Below are 18,397 nucleotides of genomic sequence, written 5' to 3'. Positions count from 1 at the left end.
ACTCAGTAGTGAAACGATGCATCGCCGATGGTAGTGTGGGGTTTCCCCATGTGAGAGTAGGTCATCGTCAAGATTCATTTCGCAAAACCCCTATCTGCGCATGCAGGTAGGGGTTTTGTCTTTTCCGCTGGCACAAAAAGCGGGTAAGGAGCACTTGTAGGAGCGGGCTTGCCCCGAGATGACACTGCCCCAGGCAGTGAGGTTGGCTGGACTGACTTCATCGCGGGGCAAGCCGCTCCCACGTTCTATCTGTAAGGCGTTGGAGTTGCGTATGGTAGCGATGGCCCGTAAGGCGTCCAGGAGCCTCATACGGGGCCGTTTAGCGCTTCAACCACCCTGAGTGGCAGTGTTGCCCTGACAGAACAACTGCGGGGCAAGCTGGCTGCTACGCGTGCATAGGGGCACGCATAGCGCCATAAACGAAGCCGGTAACGCCGGCAGTCTTGTCGTTCAGGGCGGGGACAATCTTCAACATGGTGTAATCCTTACTGAAGAGCTATCCACCATTGCTGTCAAACAAGAGGGTGGCAGTGGTACGTGGGTTGACAGACCGGTCAGTAAGGGAAACCCGGCCCACCCGAAAGTGCTCCGCGTACAGCCGCCATGAAAGGCGAAGCCATGCGAGTTTATTACTGAGTCAGCCTGTCAAGGCTGATCGTTGATTTAGCAACGACCGGCCGAGACTAGAACTCGACCCAGACCACCGCAATGGCTTGAAAGGGGTTAGGAGTATGTTTGGGAAATGGACTACAGGGAATGGGGAAAGTCTTAAATGAATCGGAGCCTGTAGGAGCGGCCTTGTGCCGCGAAAGGGCTGCGCAGCGGCCCCAGGGAACTCAGATATGCCACAAGGTCCCCGGGGCTGCTTTGCAGCCCTTTTGCGGCACAAGGTTGCTCCTACAGAGGCAGTGCCTGCGAGGTGAACCACACCAAATGCGCAGTTCCAGGAAGCCCGCCAGCGTTTCCACTAGCAGCGCATAGCTGGCGCTGTCGATATGAGCGCCAGCAGCAGGCGGCCCCCCGGCCCCCTTGCGCCGAATCGGCGTGACCTTACTCATGGCCACCCCCTTGGCGATCAGCACCAGCGAAGGCCCGGCAGACCTGGCCATTGTTCACCGCGTGCCAGTAGGTCAGATCGTCCAGCGATTCGACGAGGCAGGCCGTCACTACGGCCTCAGCACTACGCAAAACTACACGCCCACACTCGGCGTCGGCCTGGCTCAAGAACGGCCCCAGCAAGGCCCGTTCGGCCTTCGGATGGCTCACGTAAAACAGCTCGGTGGCTTTCTTCGGGCAAGCCGATCCCGTCAGCGCTTGCGCACTGTTTTGAAGTTTCATCGTCTTTATCCTTAGGCTATTGGCTTACGCCGGGATGCCTAGATCGGTTGCAAGGGCGCAAAAATCGCGATGGGCCATCCGAGCAATGATATTGATTGCAGACTGAATGCCAGCTTCGCCACGATCATCAATCTGGGCAGGCGGCACAGCGTCCCCAGGGGCGCCCTTGTGCCCGCCGTTGTTGAGCAGTACCTCGGCCAGAATGCCAATCGCATCTAGCGATTCCTCTACGCGCTTAGCTGCCAACAGTTGGTTGATGGTGCTGGCTTCAGCCTTGGTGCTCACAGATCTCCGGGCACAAAAAAGCCCGCACGATGGCGGGCCAGAAATGAAAAACCCCGCTCAGGATGGCGGGGTTATAAGTGTCGGTGGGTATTTCTCAGACGAAAAAAAACCGGCCTCAAGGCCGGTCGCCATTCTGTCTGATGCAGTTACCACACACTAGGGCCAAAATACTATATCCCAATCATTCTTGGCAATACCCCATTCTTCCCGTACGGCATTTTAGTGCTCGTCACGGGTGGATACGCCCAACCTGCGCCTGGCAGGTTCGACAAATCCTAAAGGTTGAGCCGGTTGAGTCTTTGATTCTGCTAGATTCTTTGGCCGTGGTGGGCTTCCGGCAGTAATTGCATTTCATTTTGCGGCCCGCGCTTGATCGGCTGGAAAGGTTATCGGGGCGGCAGTCGAAGTAATTGCCGTTGACTGGCTCTACTCGCTTTCCTCTGGTGCGCTTTCCATTGGCGATTAGGTCTGCGAGCGGATAGCTATCCAGTTCGTAGTCCCCGGCCAGTTCAAGAACCGTTGGCGGCCTTGGGTCGTATTTAGCCTTGCACAGAATATCGGCAATCCCTTCTAGCCACTCCCGGCGATCAATGGAGTCAACGTCTTCCGCTACGTACTCTTTGACCTTGCTGGGTAGTGCTGAAAAAACAGCATCTGGTGGCGGATGGTGGCGCCCGCGATGTCCTGCATTCACTGTTACGCGTATGCCGAGTCGGTCAGTTGGGTCGGCGCACATGACGTGCCACTGCTCTGGTGCTTTCTCTCCGTTCGGGTATCGCCCCGTTCTGTTGAGATAGATCCATTGCCCCTGGAAATCAAAGAAGCCAAAGAGCATTAGGCTCAAAAGCCGACTTACAGGTGGACCGTTAAAGGATACGTCTCGAATGTCACCGCGCTTTGTAATTTCCCTAGTGGTGTATTCCTGTCTGGCGTGTGAAGGCGCAGCTAACAAATTGCTTGGAGAGGGGTAGGGGAATGCTGTATCCAGCCCCCTGATGAAGCTGGATTCGTCCTCCAATGTATTGAGGCTGTGCCCTTGCGATCCAAATAGCTTCCACCAGCGGTGAGCAGCCCAGCGCCTAAGCTCGTCTTTCAAATGTCCGCTGATTCGATCATCGATTAGAGCCAGATCGCTAGCGTCAAGGCGATGAACCTCTTTGGCCTTTTTTTCGCGCTGCTTACGTTCCTTTTCCCATTCGGACCAGTCGTGAGTCATGACTTTGCCCGCCTGATAGTCGCCACGTTCGCGCCAGCGCACAGGGCGTCTATCGAGTCGGCCCACGCTTGCATCATTTCCCGGCGTTGCTCCAGGTAGTGCGCATGGTTGTACGTGTCGCGGATCGAGTCTTGATCGCCGTGGGCCAGTTGCCGCTCAATCCAATCGCGGTTGTAACCCCGGCTGTTGAGACTGGTGCTCAGCAGGTGGCGGAAGCCGTGGCCAGTCTGGCGCCCCTCATAACCCATCGAGGAAAGCGCCTTGTTGACCGTGTTCTCACTCATTGGCCTGGCCCGGTCATTGCGCCCAGGGAAGGCGAGGGGATACGTGCCGGTCAACTTATGCAGGGTGCGCAGCAGTACCACTGCCTGGCGTGGAAGCGGGACAACGTGAGGGCGCCTTGCCTTCATCCGTGCTGCTGGGATAGTCCAGGTCGCGGCATCCAGGTCGAACTCATCCCAGGGCGCCAGTCGTAGTTCACCGGGGCGCACCGCTGTCAGCAGTAGCAGGCGAATTGCGATCTTGCTGGTGATATCGCACTGAGCCGCCTCCAGCTTCTCCAGCAGTTCGGGTAGTTCGGCTTCCGATACGTGCGGGTGATGGCGAGTGCGCGGGGCGTGGGCGGCTACTACGTCCAGGTCGGTGGCGGGATTGCCTGGCACCACGCCCTTAGCCAGGCCGAAGCGGAATATCTGGCTCAGCCATTGGCGAACCTTGCGGGCGACGTTAAATGCCTCGCGCCGCTCGATCTTGCGCACCAGGTCTACCAGTTCAGGGCGCTGTACCTCGGCAGCAGGCCGCTTACCAATCACCGGGAAAATGTCCGACTCCAGGTACTGCAATGCCTTCGACGCGGTGGCCGGTGCCCATCGCGGGTGGTTGTAGGCGTACCACTCCCGAGCCAGTGACTCGACCGTCAGGGCCTGGATCGCAGCCGCCACCTTTTCCTGCTGTTTATAGGCGCTTGGGTCTACGCCCTGCGCCAGCAGCTTCTGTGCGGCATCACGGCGTTCGCGGGCATTGGCGAGCGTGACCGAGGGATAAGCGCCCACGGCCAGCATCTTCGCCTTGCCTTCAAATCGGTAGCGGACGCGCCACAGCTTGCTGCCGGTCGTCGTGACCTCAAGGCATAAGCCGTGAGCGTCAGCCAGGCGGTACAGCTTATCGCGGGGTTTGGCGGTGCGGATGGCAGTGTCGGTGAGCGCCACGGCGATACCCTTGTAGTTCACTGAGCACGCTGGAATGCGGTCAGTGTGTGAGTAGATTTCTGGACCGAACTCGGTCTACTCACAAATCTACTCACATAACTTTGGGCTTACAAGGGAACCACTGGGAACGATAGACACAAAAAAACCGGCTCAGTGGCCGGTTTCTCTGGTGTTCCGGGTCTGGTAGGGACCGCTTGGAACTATATGATGGTGCCCCGAGGGAGACTCGAACTCCCACTCCTTTCGAAAACGGATTTTGAATCCGCCGCGTCTACCAATTCCGCCATCAGGGCTTGTCGCGGCGCAGTATAGAGAGGCGCATGAGGTCGGTCAATCGTCTTTCATGGTCAATTTTCATGCATTGGGCTAAACTTCCCGGCCCTGTCGAACCGAACATCATCATGCGCGTCGCCGATTTTTCTTTCGAACTCCCAGACTCCCTCATCGCCCGCCACCCGTTGGCCGAGCGTCACGGCAGCCGCCTGCTCGTGCTCGACGGCCAAAGCGGCGCGCTGGCCCACCAGCAGTTCCCCGACCTGCTCGACTACCTGCGCCCCGGCGACCTGATGGTGTTCAACAACACCCGGGTGATTCCTGCACGGCTGTTCGGCCAGAAAGCCTCCGGCGGCAAGCTGGAAGTGCTGGTCGAGCGAGTGCTGGACAGCCACCGCGTGCTGGCCCATGTGCGCGCCAGCAAGGCGCCTAAAGAGGGCACGGTGATCCTCATCGATGGCGGTGGCGAGGCCGAGATGGTCGCGCGCCACGAGACGCTGTTCGAGCTGCGCTTCACCGAAGAGGTGCTGCCACTGCTCGAACGTGTCGGCCACATGCCGCTGCCGCCCTACATCGACCGCCCGGACGAAGGCTCAGACCGTGAGCGCTACCAGACGGTCTATGCCGAGCGTGCAGGCGCCGTGGCCGCACCGACGGCCGGGCTGCACTTCGACGAGGCGCTGCTGGAGAAGATCGCCGCCAAGGGTGTCGAGCGTGCCTTCGTCACCCTGCACGTGGGCGCTGGCACCTTCCAGCCGGTGCGGGTCGACAAGATCGAAGACCACCACATGCACAAAGAGTGGCTTGAAGTGAGCCAGGACGTGGTCGACGCCGTAGAGGCCTGCCGCGCCCGTGGCGGCCGCGTGATCGCGGTAGGCACCACCAGCGTGCGTTCACTGGAAAGCGCGGCGCGCGATGGCGTGCTCAAGGCGTTCAGCGGCGATACCGACATCTTCATCTTCCCGGGCCGGCCGTTCCATGTGGTCGACTGCCTGGTGACCAACTTCCACCTGCCGGAGTCCACGCTGCTGATGCTGGTCTCGGCCTTTGCCGGTTACCCCGAGACCATGGCTGCCTATGCGGCGGCGGTCGAAAACGGTTACCGCTTCTTCAGTTACGGTGATGCCATGTTCATCACCCGCAATCCGGCGCCACGCGGCCCAGAGGATCAAGCATGAGTCGCACCTGTCGAATGTCGTTCGAACTGCTGGCCACCGACGGCAAGGCCCGTCGCGGTCGGCTGACCTTCCCCCGTGGCACTGTCGAGACCCCGGCGTTCATGCCGGTGGGCACCTATGGCACGGTCAAGGGCATGTTGCCGCGCGACATCGAGGCCATCGGCGCCGAGATCATCCTCGGCAATACCTTCCACCTGTGGCTGCGCCCAGGCACCGAGGTGATCAAGAAGCACAACGGCCTGCACGACTTCATGCAGTGGAAGGGCCCTATCCTCACCGACTCCGGTGGTTTCCAGGTGTTCAGCCTGGGCGCCATGCGCAAGATCAAGGAGGAGGGCGTAACCTTCGCCTCGCCCGTTGACGGTTCCAAGGTGTTCATGGGCCCGGAAGAGTCCATGCAGGTGCAGCGCGACCTGGGCTCGGACATCGTGATGATTTTCGACGAGTGCACGCCGTACCCGGCCGAGCACGACGTGGCGCGCACCTCGATGGAGCTGTCGCTGCGTTGGGCCCAGCGTTCGAAGAACGCCCACGCCGACAACACCGCGGCGCTGTTCGGCATCGTTCAGGGTGGCATGTACCAGGACCTGCGCATGCGCTCGCTGGAAGGCCTGGACAACATCGGCTTCGACGGCCTGGCCATCGGCGGCCTGTCGGTGGGCGAGCCCAAGCACGAGATGATCAAGGTACTGGACTACCTGCCAGGCCAAATGCCGGCTGACAAACCTCGTTACCTTATGGGGGTAGGCAAGCCGGAGGATCTTGTAGAGGGTGTGCGCCGCGGCGTCGACATGTTCGACTGCGTGATGCCCACGCGCAATGCGCGCAATGGCCATCTGTTCATCGACACCGGGGTGATCAAGATCCGCAACGCGTTCCATCGCCATGATGAATCGCCGCTGGATCCGACCTGCGATTGCTATACCTGCACCAACTTCTCCCGCGCTTACCTGCACCACCTGGACAAGTGCGGCGAAATGTTGAGCAGCATGCTGAATACCATCCACAACTTGCGCCATTACCAGCGCTTGATGGCCGGTTTACGCGAGGCTATTCAACAGGGTAAATTGGCCGCCTTTGTCGACGCCTTCTACGCCAAACGCGGGCTCCCCGTGCCGCCTTTGGACTGACTGTTTGCATCCATTATTAGAAAATTTGCATTAGGAGTGCACAATGAGCTTCTTGATTCCCGCCGCCTACGCGGACGCTGCAGCCCCTGCCGCCGGCCCAGCCGGTACCGGCTTCGAGTGGATCTTCCTGGTCGGCTTCCTGGTCATCTTCTACCTGATGATCTGGCGCCCGCAGGCCAAGCGCGCCAAAGAGCAGAAGAACCTGCTGAGCAACTTGCAGAAAGGTGACGAAGTTGTCACCAACGGCGGCATCGCCGGCAAGATCGTCAAGGTTTCCGATGATTTCGTGGTCCTGGAAGTGTCCGACACCGTCGAGCTGAAGTTCCAGAAGGGCGCGATTGCCGCGACCCTGCCAAAAGGTACGCTCAAGGCTATCTGAGTTACCGGTTTCATTTTTCCAGTCGGGGCGCGCAAAGCGCCCCGCGTCTTGAACGGGCGGCGTGATGCTGAACAAATACCCTCTGTGGAAATACCTGCTGATCGTGGTGGTACTGGCGATCGGTTTTATTTATTCCGCACCCAACCTCTACCCGGATGATCCGGCGGTGCAGATCAGCGGCGCCAGCTCCGCGCTGCATGTCAGCCAGGCTGACCTCGATCGCGTCACCAAGGCGCTGACCGATGCCGGCATCACGGTAAAAGGCGGCAACCTGGGCGAGAAGGGCAGTGCGCTGGTGCGCCTGACCAACCAGGAAGACCAGCTGCCAGCCAAGGATGTGGCGCGCAAGGCCCTCGGCGATGACTATGTCGTGGCGCTTAACCTGGCCCAGACCACCCCGCAGTGGCTGCGCAACCTGGGTGCCAGCCCGATGAAGCTGGGCCTGGACCTGTCCGGTGGTGTGCACTTCCTGCTGGAAGTGGACATGGACAAGGCCATGACTGCCCGCATGAAAGTCTACGAAGGCGAGGTCAAGACCTTGCTGCGCAAAGAGCGCGTCCGCTACCGCAGCCTGCCTCAGCAGGATGGCGGCATCATGCTGGGCTTCGCCGACGACGCTACCCGCGAACAGGCCCGCAGCCTGATCCGCAAGAATTTCAATGATTTCGAACTGACCACCACCGAGCGCAACGAGCTCGCCGTGCTGCGCCTGGCACTGACCCAGGCCAAGGTCGCCGAAATCCGCGAATACTCCATCAAGCAGAACCTGACCACCGTTCGCAACCGTGTGAACGAGCTGGGCGTGGCCGAGCCGCTGGTACAGCGCCAGGGCGCCAACCGCATCGTGGTCGAGCTGCCGGGTGTGCAGGACACCGCCGAAGCCAAGCGTATACTCGGCAAGACCGCCAACCTGGAGTTCCGCTTCGGTGCCGAGCCGGGTGCTTCCAAAGCCACCACCGAGGTGTTCGAGTTCCGCGAAGGCGGCCGTTCGGCCCCGGTCGAGCGCGGCCTGATCATCACCGGTGACCAGGTCACCGACGCCCAGGCCAGCTTCGACGAGCACGGTCGCCCGCAGGTGAACATCCGCCTCGACGGCCACGGCGGCGAGCTGATGAGCCGCGCCACCCGCTCCAACGTCGGGCGCAGCATGGCGGTGATCTTCATCGAGCAGAAGCCGATCACCCACTACGAGAAGCAGACGGTCAACGGCGTCGAGAAGGACGTTGCGGTCCAGAGCTTCAAGGAAGAGAAGAAGATCATCAGCCTGGCGACCATCCAGTCGCCACTGGGCAGCCAGTTCCGCATCACCGGCCTGAACGGCCAGGGTGAATCGTCCGAACTGGCCCTGCTGCTGCGTGCCGGTGGTCTGGCTGCGCCGATGTACTTCGCCGAAGAACGTACCATTGGCCCGAGCCTGGGTGCCGACAACATCACCAAGGGTATCGATGCATCCCTGTGGGGCATGCTGTTCGTATCGCTGTTCATCATTGCCATCTACCGTGGCTTCGGCGTGATCGCCACTGTCGCCCTGGCGGGCAACATGGTGCTGCTGCTGGCATTGATGTCGTTGCTGGGCGCCACGCTGACCCTGCCGGGTATCGCCGGTATCGTGCTGACCATGGGTATGGCGGTCGACGCCAACGTGCTGATCTTCTCGCGTATCCGCGAGGAGCTCAAAGCGGGCATGTCGGTGCAGCGTGCCATCCACGAAGGCTTCAACCGTGCGTACACCGCGATCATCGACGCCAACCTGACCAGCCTGCTGGTGGGCGGCATCCTGTTCGCCATGGGTACCGGCCCGGTCAAGGGCTTCGCGGTCACCATGTCCCTCGGGATTTTCACCTCGATGTTCACCGCCGTCATGGTGACCCGCGCCATGGTCAACCTGACCTGTGGCGGGCGTGACATCAAGAAGCTGTGGGTTTGAGGGAGCTGCGATGAAAACCATCAACTTCATGGGCGTGCGCAATGTCGCGTTCGCCATTACCGTGCTCCTCACCGTACTGGCGTTGTTCAGCTGGTGGCAGAAGGGTCTGAACTTCGGCCTGGACTTCACCGGCGGTACGCTGATCGAGCTGACCTACGAGCGCCCTGCGGACCTCAAGGCCGTACGTGCCGAGCTGGTCGAGTCGGGCTTCCACGAGGCTGTGGTGCAGAGCTTCGGCGCCACCACCGACCTATTGGTGCGCATGCCGGGCGATGACCCGCTGCTGGGCAACAAAGTCGCGGCGGCGCTGCAGAAGGCCGGCGGTGATAACCCGGCAACCCTCAAGCGTGTCGAGTTCGTTGGCCCGCAGGTGGGTGAAGAGCTGCGCGACCAGGGTGGCATGGGCATGCTCCTGGCCCTGGGCGGCATCCTCATCTACCTGGCGTTCCGCTTCCAGTGGAAGTTCGCCGTTGGCGCCATCGTCTCGCTGATCCACGACGTGGTGGTGACCCTGGGTATCCTGTCGTTCTTCCAGATCACCTTCGACCTGACGGTGCTGGCGGCGGTACTGGCGATCATCGGTTACTCGCTCAACGACACCATCGTCGTGTTCGACCGGGTGCGTGAGAACTTCCGGGTGATGCGCAAGGCCTCGCTGATCGAGAACATCAACGTCTCGACCACCCAGACCCTGCTGCGCACCATCGCCACCTCGGTGTCGACCTTGCTGGCCATCGCGGCGCTGCTGTTCTTCGGTGGTGACAACCTGTTCGGCTTCTCCCTGGCGCTGTTCATCGGCGTCATGGCGGGTACCTACTCGTCGATCTACATCGCCAACGTGGTGCTGATCTGGCTGAACCTGAACAGTGAAGACCTGATCCCGCCGGCCAAGAACGAGGGCGTGGACGAGCGTCCGTAAACGATCGTTCAGCGCCGTTCGGCGTAATCAAAGGCGCGAGTGTTGAACTCGCGCCTTTTTTTTTGCTCCAAGGCTGGGAGAAAGCGGGCTGGAACCCGCAAGGAAGATCAGGAGGTTCAGGTGAATAAATCAATGCTGGTGGGTGCGGTACTGGGTGCTGTCGGTGTGACTGCCGGAGGTGCTGTAGCGACCTACAGCTTGGTGAACAAAGGGCCTGACTACGCCCAAGTCACCGACGTGCAGCCAATCAAGCAGCAGGTGAAGACACCGCGCGAGGTGTGCAAAGAGGTTGCCGTGACGCGTCAGGCGCCGGTCAAGGACCAGCACCAGATCGCCGGTACTGTGGTGGGCGCCATTGCCGGTGGCCTGCTGGGTAACCAGATCGGCGGTGGTACCGGCAAGAAGATCGCTACGGTCGCCGGTGCTGTAGGTGGTGGTTACGCGGGCAACAAGACCCAGGAATACATGCAGGAGCGTGACACCACCACGACCATGCAGACCCGTTGCAGTACGGTCAACGACATCAGCGAGAAGGTGGTGGGCTACAACGTCACCTATTCCCTCGGTGACCAGGTAGGCAAGGTGAAGATGAATCATGAGCCGGGCTCGACCATTCCTGTGGACAAGAACGGCAAGTTGATCCTGAGCGAAAATCAGGCGGGGCAGTGAGCCTTGGTTAGTGCGCGGTCTGCTTTTCTGTAGGAGCGGCCTTGTGCCGCGAAAGGGCTGCGCAGCAGCCCCGAGGTGTATATGCGATCCTGGGGCCGCTTCGCGCCCCTTTCGCGGCACAAGGCCGCTCCTACAGCAAGCGCGCGTGAGCGTGGAGTCTGGAAATACAGACACAAAAAAACGCCCCGAGGGGCGTTTTTTGTGCTCGCAATCGTCGCTTAGCGCTTCATGCTCTCTGGCAGGTGCGGCTGGATAGCAGTCAGCACGGCCTTGAAGCACTTGATATTGCCGGCAACGATATGGCCCTTCTCGAGGAAGTCATGGCCACCGTTGAAGTCGCTCACCAGGCCGCCCGCTTCCTGGATCAGCAGCACGCCTGCAGCCATGTCCCACTCGGACAGGCCCGACTCCCAGAAGGCATCGAAGCGGCCGGCGGCCACATAGGCGAGGTCCAGGCTGGCGGAGCCGGCGCGGCGGATGCCGGCAGTCTGGCCGGTCAGGGCGCGGAACATGCCCAGGTAGTTGTCCAGGTCGGCCAGCTGGTTGTCACGGAACGGGAAGCCGGTGCCCAGCAGGGCGCCTTCCAGGCTGGTGCGCGAGCTGACGCGCAGGCGACGACCATTGATCTGGGCGCCACGGCCACGGCTGGCGGTGAATTCTTCCTGGCGAACCGGGTCAAGGACCACGGCGTGCTCCAGGCGGCCGCGGTATTTGCAGGCGATGCTGACGGCGAAGTGGGGGATGCCGCGCAGGAAGTTGGTGGTGCCGTCCAGTGGATCGATGATCCACAGGTAGTCCTTGCCTTCTTCGCCGGTGCCGGCGTGCAGGCCAGTCTCTTCGCCCTGGATCGAGTGGTTCGGGTAGGCCTTGCGCAGGGCCTCGACGATGACCTTCTCGGCGGCGCGATCTACCTCGGACACATAGTCCTTGGCCTGTTTTTCGTCGACTTTGATGCTGTCCAGGCGTTCGATGGAGCGGAAAATCAGTTCACTGGCGCTGCGAGCGGCGCGCAGGGCGATATTCAGCATAGGCTGCATGGGAAGGTCACCTGGAGATGTTAAAGAAGAAAGCCGCACATTCTAGCAGAAATCTTTGACGGAAGAAGTGTCACATTTGCTTTCATAGCGTTACGCTGGTCGGTTCTGTAAGATCGAAACCTTCTTCATCCGCGTCTGTGAGCACAACACCTTGCTGCAAAATATTCGTGTTGTTCTGGTCAATACCAGCCACCCCGGCAACATCGGCGGCGCTGCGCGTGCCATGAAAAACATGGGCCTGGCGCGTCTGGTGCTGGTGCAGCCAAAAGAATTCCCGGCCGTCGAAGCCTCGGCGCGCGCCTCGGGTGCCGACGATGTGCTCGACAATGCCCTGGTGGTCGACAGCCTCGAGCAGGCGCTGGTCGGCTGCAACCTGGTGATGGGCACCAGCGCCCGCGAGCGCAGCATCCCCTGGCCGCTGATCGGCCCGCGGGAATGCGGCACCAAGGCGGTGGAGCATGCCCTGGCCGGCGAGGAAATCGCCCTGGTGTTCGGTCGCGAACATGCCGGCCTGACCAACGAAGAACTGCAGCGATGTCACTTCCACGTACACATTCCCTCCAATCCCGACTTCAGTTCGCTGAATCTGGCTGCCGCCGTCCAGGTGCTCTCCTACGAGGTGCGCATGGCCTCGTTGGCGGTGCCGGGCGTGGCGCCCAAGGTCGAGAAGGCGGACGCCAGCGAGCTGGCGACCATGGACGAAATGGAGCTGTTCTATGACCACCTGGAAAAAACCCTGGTGGACATCGGCTTCCTCGACCCCGCCAAGCCCAAGCACCTGATGCCGCGCTTGCGCAGGCTTTATGGGCGCAGCTCGGTCGAGCGTACGGAAATGAGCATTTTGCGCGGCATCCTCACCGAGACCCAGAAAGTCGTCCGGGGCGAGCCGCATAAACGGAAGGACTGAACGATGTTCGAGCGTCTGCGTGAAGATATTCAAAGTGTTTTCCATCGTGACCCGGCGGCGCGCAACGCCTTCGAGGTGCTGACCTGCTACCCGGGCATGCACGCCATCTGGCTGCACCGCCTCGGCAATGCCCTGTGGAAGCGCGATTTCAAATGGCTGGCGCGCCTGGTGTCGAACTTCGGGCGCTGGATGACCGGTATCGAGATCCACCCCGGTGCAACCATCGGCCGACGCTTCTTCATTGACCATGGCATGGGCATCGTCATTGGCGAGACCGCCGAGATCGGTGACGACGTGACGCTGTACCAGGGTGTAACCCTGGGCGGCACCAGCTGGAATAAAGGCAAGCGCCATCCGACCCTGGAGAACGGCGTGGTGGTGGGGGCGGGCGCCAAGGTGCTGGGGCCGTTCACGGTTGGTGCCGGGGCCAAGATCGGCTCCAACGCCGTGGTCACCAAGGCCGTGCCGGCCGGCGCCACGGCGGTGGGTATCCCGGGGCGCATCATCGTCAAGAGCGAGGACGATGCCGTGGAAGCCAAGCGCAAGGCCATGGCCGAGAAGATCGGTTTCGACGCCTATGGTGTCAGCGGCGACATGCCTGACCCGGTGGCCCGGGCGATCGGCCAGATGCTCGACCACCTGCAGGCAGTCGACGAACGCCTGGAGGGGATGTGTGGCGCCCTGACCAAAATGGGCAGTGACTACTGTGCCAAGGAGCTGCCGGCACTGCCCGCCGATGACTTCGCCGAGGCCTGTGCAGAGCTGAAGCAGGGCGACACTCAGCCGCATTGATTCCGTCAGCCCGACACAAGGGGCGTGTGCTCGCGCCCCTCGTCTGCTACACTCGCGCCCGCCTCCCGCATGCATACCCGACTAAAGCACTAGGTCTAATAGTTGACTTAAATGCTCGGGAATCGCATACTCGCACACATTCTGTAACTCCCGTGGTAACCATACGCCATGCGACTGACCACCAAAGGCCGATACGCCGTGACCGCCATGCTTGACCTGGCGTTGCACGCGCAGCATGGGCCGGTGTCACTGGCCGATATTTCCGAGCGCCAGGGCATTTCCCTTTCTTATCTGGAGCAGCTGTTCGCCAAGCTGCGCCGCAGTAGCCTGGTATCCAGCGTTCGCGGCCCGGGCGGCGGCTACCAGCTGTCGCGCGGCATGGAAACCATCCAGGTGGCCCAGGTCATCGATGCGGTGAATGAATCGGTCGATGCCACCCGCTGCCAGGGTTTGGGCGACTGCCATGCCGGTGATACCTGCCTGACTCACCACCTGTGGTGCGACCTGAGCCAGCAGATCCATGAATTCCTCAGTGGCATCAGCCTGGCCGACCTCGTCAAGCGCCGTGAGGTGCAAGAAGTCGCCCAGCGCCAGGACCTGCGCCGTGTTGCAGGCCGTACCGCCATGCTGGACAAGATTGAGACGTCCGCCGTCGACTGAAATTCAGCGCCGAGCGACGCCAACGCCTGATAGGAGATACTCAATGAAGTTGCCGATCTACCTCGATTACTCCGCGACCACCCCGGTCGATCCACGTGTCGCCCAGAAAATGGCCGAATGCCTGCTGGTGGACGGGAACTTCGGTAACCCGGCCTCGCGCTCCCACGTGTTTGGCTGGAAGGCCGAAGAAGCGGTCGAGAATGGCCGTCGCCAGGTGGCCGAGCTGATCAACGCCGACCCGCGCGAGATCGTCTGGACCAGCGGTGCCACCGAGTCCGACAACCTCGCCCTCAAAGGCGTGGCGCACTTCTATCAGACCAAGGGCAAGCACATCATCACCTCCAAGATCGAGCACAAGGCGGTCCTGGACACCGCTCGCCAGCTCGAGCGTGAAGGGTTCGAAGTCACCTACCTCGAGCCAGGCGAAGACGGCATCGTCACCCCGGCCATGGTTGAAGCGGCCCTGCGCGACGACACCATCCTGGTTTCGCTGATGCACGTGAACAACGAAGTCGGCTCGATCAACGACATCGCCGCCATCGGCGAACTGACCCGCTCGCGCGGCGTGCTGTTCCATGTCGACGCCGCCCAGTCGGCCGGCAAGGTCGAGATCGATGTGCAAAAGCTGAAAGTCGACCTGATGTCGTTCTCGGCGCACAAGGTCTACGGCCCCAAAGGCATCGGCGCGCTGTACGTCAGCCGCAAGCCGCGCGTGCGCCTGGAAGCCATCATCCACGGCGGTGGCCATGAGCGCGGCATGCGTTCGGGCACCCTGCCGACCCACCAGATCGTCGGCATGGGCGAAGCCTTCGCCATTGCCAAGCAGGAAATGGCCAGCGAGAACGCACGCATCAAGGCCCTGAGCGACCGCTTCTTCAAGCAGGTCTCGGACCTTGAAGAGCTGTATGTCAACGGCAGCCAGACCGCCCGCGTACCGCACAACCTGAACCTGAGCTTCAACTACGTCGAAGGCGAGTCGCTGCTGATGTCGCTCAAGGACATCGCCGTTTCGTCCGGTTCGGCCTGCACCTCCGCTTCGCTCGAGCCGTCCTACGTCCTGCGCGCCCTGGGCCGCAACGACGAACTGGCACACAGCTCGATCCGCTTCTCTTTCGGCCGCTTCACCAGCGAAGAAGAAGTCGACTACGCCGCGCAGAAAGTATGCGAGGCCGTCAACAAACTGCGTGAGCTGTCGCCCCTTTGGGACATGTACAAAGACGGCGTCGACATCTCCAAGATCGAGTGGGCCGCCCACTAAGCAGTCGCCGGCAAGAGCGGCTCCCTGATGAGGAAGGAATTGCACCATGGCATACAGTGAAAAGGTCATCGACCACTACGAAAACCCACGCAACGTCGGCAAGATGAATGCCGAGGATCCGGATGTCGGTACCGGCATGGTCGGCGCTCCAGCGTGCGGCGACGTGATGCGTCTGCAGATCAAGGTCAACGAGCAGGGCATCATCGAAGACGCCAAGTTCAAGACCTACGGCTGCGGTTCGGCCATCGCCTCCAGCTCCCTCGCCACCGAGTGGATGAAGGGCAAGACCCTGGACGAAGCCGAAACCATCAAGAACACCCAGCTGGCTGAAGAGCTGGCACTGCCGCCGGTCAAGATCCACTGCTCCGTGCTCGCCGAAGATGCCATCAAGGCAGCCGTTCGCGATTACAAGCAGAAGAAAGGCCTGGTCTAAGTCGCCTGTTGCAAGCTAAGGAGTTCCGATGGCCATCAGCATGACAGAAGCCGCCGCCAACCACATTCGCCGCTCCCTCGACGGGCGCGGCAAAGGTGAAGGCATTCGCCTGGGCGTGCGCACCACCGGTTGCTCGGGCCTGGCCTACGTGCTGGAGTTCGTTGACGAACTGGCCGAAGAAGACCAGGTGTTCGAGAACCACGGCGTAAAGGTCATCATCGACCCGAAAAGCCTGGTGTACCTCGACGGCACCGAGCTGGACTTCGTCAAGGAAGGGTTGAACGAAGGTTTCAAGTTCAACAACCCCAACGTGCGCGGTGAATGTGGCTGCGGCGAAAGCTTCAACGTTTGAGGCTGGCCGTGGGTACTCTTTGTCATTACGCACTGTTTGACCTGCAACCGAGCTTTCGCCTGGACCTCGACAAACTGGCCACTCGCTACCGCGAGCTGGCCCGCGAGGTCCATCCGGACCGCTTCGCCGATGCCTCCGAGCGCGAACAGCGCGTTGCCCTGGAAAAGTCGGCGGCACTGAACGACGCCTACCAGACCTTGCGCAGCGCACCACGCCGTGCCCGGTACCTGCTGGCCATCGGTGGCCATGAAGTGCCCCAGGAAGTCACCGTGCACGACCCGGCCTTCCTGCTGCAGCAGATGCAGTGGCGCGAAGAGCTCGAAGAACTGCAGGACGAAGCCGACCTCGACGGCGTGGCCGTGTTCAAGAAGCGGCTCAAGGCTGCGCAGGACACGCTGAACGAGGATTTCGCCGCCTGCTGGGATGTTGCTGCCGAGCGTGACCAGGCCGAGCGCCTGATGCGCCGCATGCAGTTCCTCGACAAGCTCGCCCAAGAAGTGCGCCAACTCGAAGAGCGCCTCGACGATTAACCCCGGCGTTACCCGTGATGACGCCTAAGGTACTCAGATAAGCATGGCCCTACTGCAGATCGCCGAACCCGGTCAGAGCCCCCAGCCGCACCAGCGCCGCCTGGCGGTGGGCATCGACCTGGGCACCACCAATTCTCTCGTCGCCGCCGTGCGCAGCGGGCGCAGCGAACCGCTGCCCGATGCCCAGGGCCGGGTCATCCTGCCCTCCGCAGTGCGCTACCTGGAAAACGGTATCGACGTCGGTCTGAGCGCGCGCGAGGCGGCGCCCAGCGACCCGCTCAACACCATCGTCTCGGTCAAGCGCCTGATGGGGCGCGGCCTGGCCGACGTCAAGCAACTCGGCGAGCAACTGCCGTACCGCTTTGTCGGTGGTGAATCGCACATGCCGTTCATCGACACCGTCCAGGGGCCGAAGAGCCCGGTGGAAGTGTCGGCCGACATCCTCAAGGTGCTGCGTTCGCGTGCCGAAGAGACCCTCGGCGGTGAGCTGGTCGGCGCGGTGATCACTGTTCCTGCGTATTTCGACGACGCCCAGCGCCAGGCCACCAAGGACGCCGCCAAGCTCGCCGGCCTCAACGTGCTGCGCCTGCTCAACGAGCCGACCGCTGCTGCCGTGGCCTATGGCCTGGACCAGAACGCCGAAGGCGTCGTGGCGATCTTCGACCTGGGTGGCGGCACCTTCGACATCTCCATCCTGCGCCTGACCGCCGGCGTCTTCGAGGTGCTGGCCACCGGCGGCGACACCGCCCTGGGTGGTGATGACTTCGACCACGCCATTGCCGGCTGGATCATCGAGCAGGCCGGCCTCTCCGCCGATCTCGATCCCGCGACCCAGCGCTTGCTGCTGCAAACCGCCTGTGCGGCCAAGGAAGCCTTGACCGATGCCGACGTGGTCAGCGTGCAGCATGGTGCCTGGCAGGGCGAGCTGACCCGCACCGGTTTCGACGCCATGATCGAGCCGATGATTGCCCGCAGCCTCAAGGCCTGCCGCCGCGCCGTGCGCGACAGCGGTATCGAGCTGGAGGAGGTGGGTGCGGTGGTGATGGTCGGCGGCTCTACCCGCGTGCCGCGTGTGCGCGACGCCGTGGGTACGCTGTTTGGCCGGACCCCGCTGACCTCCATCGACCCGGACCAGGTGGTCGCCATTGGTGCTGCCATCCAGGCCGACACCCTGGCCGGCAACCGCCGCGAAGGGGGCGAGCTGCTGCTGCTCGACGTCATCCCGCTGTCGCTCGGCCTTGAGACCATGGGCGGGCTGATGGAAAAGGTGATCCCGCGCAACACCACCATTCCGGTGGCCCGCGCCCAGGAGTTCACTACCTATAAAGACGGCCAGTCGGCCATGATGATCCACGTGCTGCAAGGCGAGCGCGAGCTGATCAGCGACTGCCGCTCGCTGGCGCGCTTCGAGCTGCGCGGCATCCCGGCCATGGTCGCTGGTGCCGCGAAGATCCGCGTGACCTTCCAGGTCGACGCCGATGGCCTGCTCAGTGTCGCCGCGCGCGAGCTGGGTTCGGGCGTGGAGTCGAGCATCCAGGTCAAGCCATCCTATGGCCTGACCGATGGCGAAATCGCCCGCATGCTCAAGGACTCCTTCGAGCACGCAGGCTCCGACAAGCAGGCGCGCCAGCTGCGCGAGCACCAGGTCGACGGCGAGCGCCTGCTCGAGGCGGTACAGGGCGCCCTGGACGCCGATGGCGAGCGCCTGCTCAGCAGCGACGAGCGCGACGCCATTGCATTCCAGATGCAGGAACTACGTGATTTGCTGAGCGGCACCGATGGCGCTGCCATCGAGCAACAGACCAAGCGTCTGTCGCAGGTGACCGATGCATTTGCCGCCCGTCGCCTTGATTCGACGGTCAAAGCCGCACTGGCCGGGCGCAACCTGAATGAGATCGAGGAGTAA

At 61.9% G+C, this 18,397-nt stretch carries 19 protein-coding genes and 1 tRNA gene; 14 read left to right on the top strand and 6 right to left on the bottom strand.

Annotated elements, in window-relative coordinates; all coding sequences use genetic code 11:
- Window positions 1-1,050: 1,050 nt before the first annotated feature.
- The 5 genes from L6D77_RS10355 to L6D77_RS10335 form a co-directional block, all read right to left on the bottom strand.
- Complete coding sequence (locus tag L6D77_RS10355) at window positions 1,051-1,338, bottom strand: hypothetical protein (RefSeq protein ID WP_232883044.1); 288 nt, start codon at window positions 1,336-1,338, stop codon at window positions 1,051-1,053.
- 24 nt (window positions 1,339-1,362) lie between these two features.
- Window positions 1,363-1,623 carry a hypothetical protein gene (locus tag L6D77_RS10350; RefSeq protein ID WP_232883045.1) on the bottom strand — a complete coding sequence of 87 codons (261 nt, stop codon included), beginning with the start codon at window positions 1,621-1,623 and terminating at the stop codon, window positions 1,363-1,365.
- Window positions 1,624-1,852: 229 nt separating this feature from the next.
- On the bottom strand, window positions 1,853-2,839 hold the full coding sequence (locus tag L6D77_RS10345) for a hypothetical protein (protein ID WP_232883052.1): 987 nt from the start codon (window positions 2,837-2,839) through the stop codon (window positions 1,853-1,855).
- Complete coding sequence (locus tag L6D77_RS10340) at window positions 2,836-4,047, bottom strand: tyrosine-type recombinase/integrase (protein WP_232883053.1); 1,212 nt, start codon at window positions 4,045-4,047, stop codon at window positions 2,836-2,838. Before L6D77_RS10340 ends, L6D77_RS10345 begins: the two co-directional genes overlap by 4 nt.
- A 208-nt stretch (window positions 4,048-4,255) precedes the next feature.
- Window positions 4,256-4,340, bottom strand: a tRNA-Leu gene (locus L6D77_RS10335).
- Window positions 4,341-4,448: 108 nt separating this feature from the next.
- Here L6D77_RS10335 and queA point away from each other — a divergent pair.
- The 6 genes from queA to L6D77_RS10305 all read left to right on the top strand — a co-directional run bounded on the left by queA (window position 4,449) and on the right by L6D77_RS10305 (window position 10,522).
- Window positions 4,449-5,498 (top strand): tRNA preQ1(34) S-adenosylmethionine ribosyltransferase-isomerase QueA, encoded by a 1,050-nt coding sequence (gene queA, locus L6D77_RS10330; RefSeq protein WP_232883054.1) that lies wholly within the window; start codon window positions 4,449-4,451, stop codon window positions 5,496-5,498.
- A 14-nt stretch (window positions 5,499-5,512) separates the two neighbouring features.
- Complete coding sequence (gene tgt, locus L6D77_RS10325) at window positions 5,513-6,628, top strand: tRNA guanosine(34) transglycosylase Tgt (RefSeq protein WP_167409821.1); 1,116 nt, start codon at window positions 5,513-5,515, stop codon at window positions 6,626-6,628.
- A gap of 43 nt (window positions 6,629-6,671) precedes the next feature.
- A complete protein-coding gene (yajC, locus tag L6D77_RS10320) occupies window positions 6,672-7,007 on the top strand; it encodes a preprotein translocase subunit YajC (RefSeq protein ID WP_008092587.1) in 336 nt (111 codons plus the stop codon).
- A gap of 64 nt (window positions 7,008-7,071) precedes the next feature.
- Entirely contained in the window at window positions 7,072-8,934 is a 1,863-nt protein-coding gene (gene secD / locus L6D77_RS10315; RefSeq protein WP_232883055.1) for a protein translocase subunit SecD, read from the top strand.
- A 10-nt stretch (window positions 8,935-8,944) separates the two neighbouring features.
- On the top strand, window positions 8,945-9,853 hold the full coding sequence (gene secF / locus L6D77_RS10310) for a protein translocase subunit SecF (RefSeq protein ID WP_110993507.1): 909 nt from the start codon (window positions 8,945-8,947) through the stop codon (window positions 9,851-9,853).
- Between the two features lie 120 nt (window positions 9,854-9,973).
- The gene (locus tag L6D77_RS10305; protein WP_232883056.1) at window positions 9,974-10,522 is read left to right on the top strand and encodes a glycine zipper 2TM domain-containing protein; all 549 of its coding nucleotides are present in this window, start codon (window positions 9,974-9,976) and stop codon (window positions 10,520-10,522) included.
- A 218-nt stretch (window positions 10,523-10,740) separates the two neighbouring features.
- Here the strand turns inward: L6D77_RS10305 and suhB are convergent, their stop codons facing one another.
- Window positions 10,741-11,559 (bottom strand): type III secretion system regulator SuhB, encoded by an 819-nt coding sequence (suhB, locus tag L6D77_RS10300; protein ID WP_110993505.1) that lies wholly within the window; start codon window positions 11,557-11,559, stop codon window positions 10,741-10,743.
- Between the two features lie 151 nt (window positions 11,560-11,710).
- Between suhB and trmJ the strand changes: the two genes are divergently transcribed.
- The 8 genes from trmJ (at window position 11,711) to hscA (ending at window position 18,397) form a co-directional block, all read left to right on the top strand.
- Window positions 11,711-12,466, top strand: coding sequence for a tRNA (cytosine(32)/uridine(32)-2'-O)-methyltransferase TrmJ (trmJ, locus tag L6D77_RS10295; RefSeq protein WP_232883057.1), 756 nt, complete (start codon window positions 11,711-11,713; stop codon window positions 12,464-12,466).
- A 3-nt stretch (window positions 12,467-12,469) separates the two neighbouring features.
- Window positions 12,470-13,258: a serine O-acetyltransferase gene (gene cysE / locus L6D77_RS10290; protein ID WP_232883058.1), complete on the top strand. Its 789-nt coding sequence runs from the start codon at window positions 12,470-12,472 to the stop codon at window positions 13,256-13,258.
- 168 nt (window positions 13,259-13,426) lie between these two features.
- On the top strand, window positions 13,427-13,918 hold the full coding sequence (iscR, locus tag L6D77_RS10285; protein WP_110993503.1) for a Fe-S cluster assembly transcriptional regulator IscR: 492 nt from the start codon (window positions 13,427-13,429) through the stop codon (window positions 13,916-13,918).
- Window positions 13,919-13,961: 43 nt separating this feature from the next.
- Window positions 13,962-15,176: an IscS subfamily cysteine desulfurase gene (locus L6D77_RS10280; protein ID WP_110993502.1), complete on the top strand. Its 1,215-nt coding sequence runs from the start codon at window positions 13,962-13,964 to the stop codon at window positions 15,174-15,176.
- A gap of 46 nt (window positions 15,177-15,222) precedes the next feature.
- Complete coding sequence (gene iscU, locus L6D77_RS10275) at window positions 15,223-15,609, top strand: Fe-S cluster assembly scaffold IscU (RefSeq protein ID WP_010452756.1); 387 nt, start codon at window positions 15,223-15,225, stop codon at window positions 15,607-15,609.
- 28 nt (window positions 15,610-15,637) lie between these two features.
- Complete coding sequence (iscA, locus tag L6D77_RS10270; protein ID WP_011532338.1) at window positions 15,638-15,961, top strand: iron-sulfur cluster assembly protein IscA; 324 nt, start codon at window positions 15,638-15,640, stop codon at window positions 15,959-15,961.
- Window positions 15,962-15,969: 8 nt separating this feature from the next.
- Window positions 15,970-16,491 carry a co-chaperone HscB gene (gene hscB / locus L6D77_RS10265; protein ID WP_232883059.1) on the top strand — a complete coding sequence of 174 codons (522 nt, stop codon included), beginning with the start codon at window positions 15,970-15,972 and terminating at the stop codon, window positions 16,489-16,491.
- 43 nt (window positions 16,492-16,534) lie between these two features.
- Window positions 16,535-18,397: a Fe-S protein assembly chaperone HscA gene (gene hscA / locus L6D77_RS10260; RefSeq protein WP_232883060.1), complete on the top strand. Its 1,863-nt coding sequence runs from the start codon at window positions 16,535-16,537 to the stop codon at window positions 18,395-18,397.

It is taken from the genome of Pseudomonas parasichuanensis, from assembly GCF_021601385.1.
Taxonomy (GTDB): Bacteria; Pseudomonadota; Gammaproteobacteria; order Pseudomonadales; family Pseudomonadaceae; genus Aquipseudomonas; species Aquipseudomonas parasichuanensis.
This window is presented reverse-complemented; position numbering and strand designations above follow the sequence as displayed.

Bases quoted from the DNA above. Each gene is read 5' to 3' on its own strand.
- L6D77_RS10355 (WP_232883044.1), bottom strand. From the start codon at position 1,338: ATGAAACTTCAAAACAGTGCGCAAGCGCTGACGGGATCGGCTTGCCCG.
- L6D77_RS10345 (WP_232883052.1), bottom strand. From the start codon at position 2,839: ATGACTCACGACTGGTCCGAATGGGAAAAGGAACGTAAGCAGCGCGAA.
- queA (WP_232883054.1), top strand. From the start codon at position 4,449: ATGCGCGTCGCCGATTTTTCTTTCGAACTCCCAGACTCCCTCATCGCC.
- tgt (WP_167409821.1), top strand. From the start codon at position 5,513: ATGTCGTTCGAACTGCTGGCCACCGACGGCAAGGCCCGTCGCGGTCGG.
- yajC (WP_008092587.1), top strand. From the start codon at position 6,672: ATGAGCTTCTTGATTCCCGCCGCCTACGCGGACGCTGCAGCCCCTGCC.
- secD (WP_232883055.1), top strand. From the start codon at position 7,072: ATGCTGAACAAATACCCTCTGTGGAAATACCTGCTGATCGTGGTGGTA.
- secF (WP_110993507.1), top strand. From the start codon at position 8,945: ATGAAAACCATCAACTTCATGGGCGTGCGCAATGTCGCGTTCGCCATT.
- suhB (WP_110993505.1), bottom strand. From the start codon at position 11,559: ATGCAGCCTATGCTGAATATCGCCCTGCGCGCCGCTCGCAGCGCCAGT.
- cysE (WP_232883058.1), top strand. From the start codon at position 12,470: ATGTTCGAGCGTCTGCGTGAAGATATTCAAAGTGTTTTCCATCGTGAC.
- iscR (WP_110993503.1), top strand. From the start codon at position 13,427: ATGCGACTGACCACCAAAGGCCGATACGCCGTGACCGCCATGCTTGAC.
- L6D77_RS10280 (WP_110993502.1), top strand. From the start codon at position 13,962: ATGAAGTTGCCGATCTACCTCGATTACTCCGCGACCACCCCGGTCGAT.
- iscU (WP_010452756.1), top strand. From the start codon at position 15,223: ATGGCATACAGTGAAAAGGTCATCGACCACTACGAAAACCCACGCAAC.
- iscA (WP_011532338.1), top strand. From the start codon at position 15,638: ATGGCCATCAGCATGACAGAAGCCGCCGCCAACCACATTCGCCGCTCC.
- hscA (WP_232883060.1), top strand. From the start codon at position 16,535: ATGGCCCTACTGCAGATCGCCGAACCCGGTCAGAGCCCCCAGCCGCAC.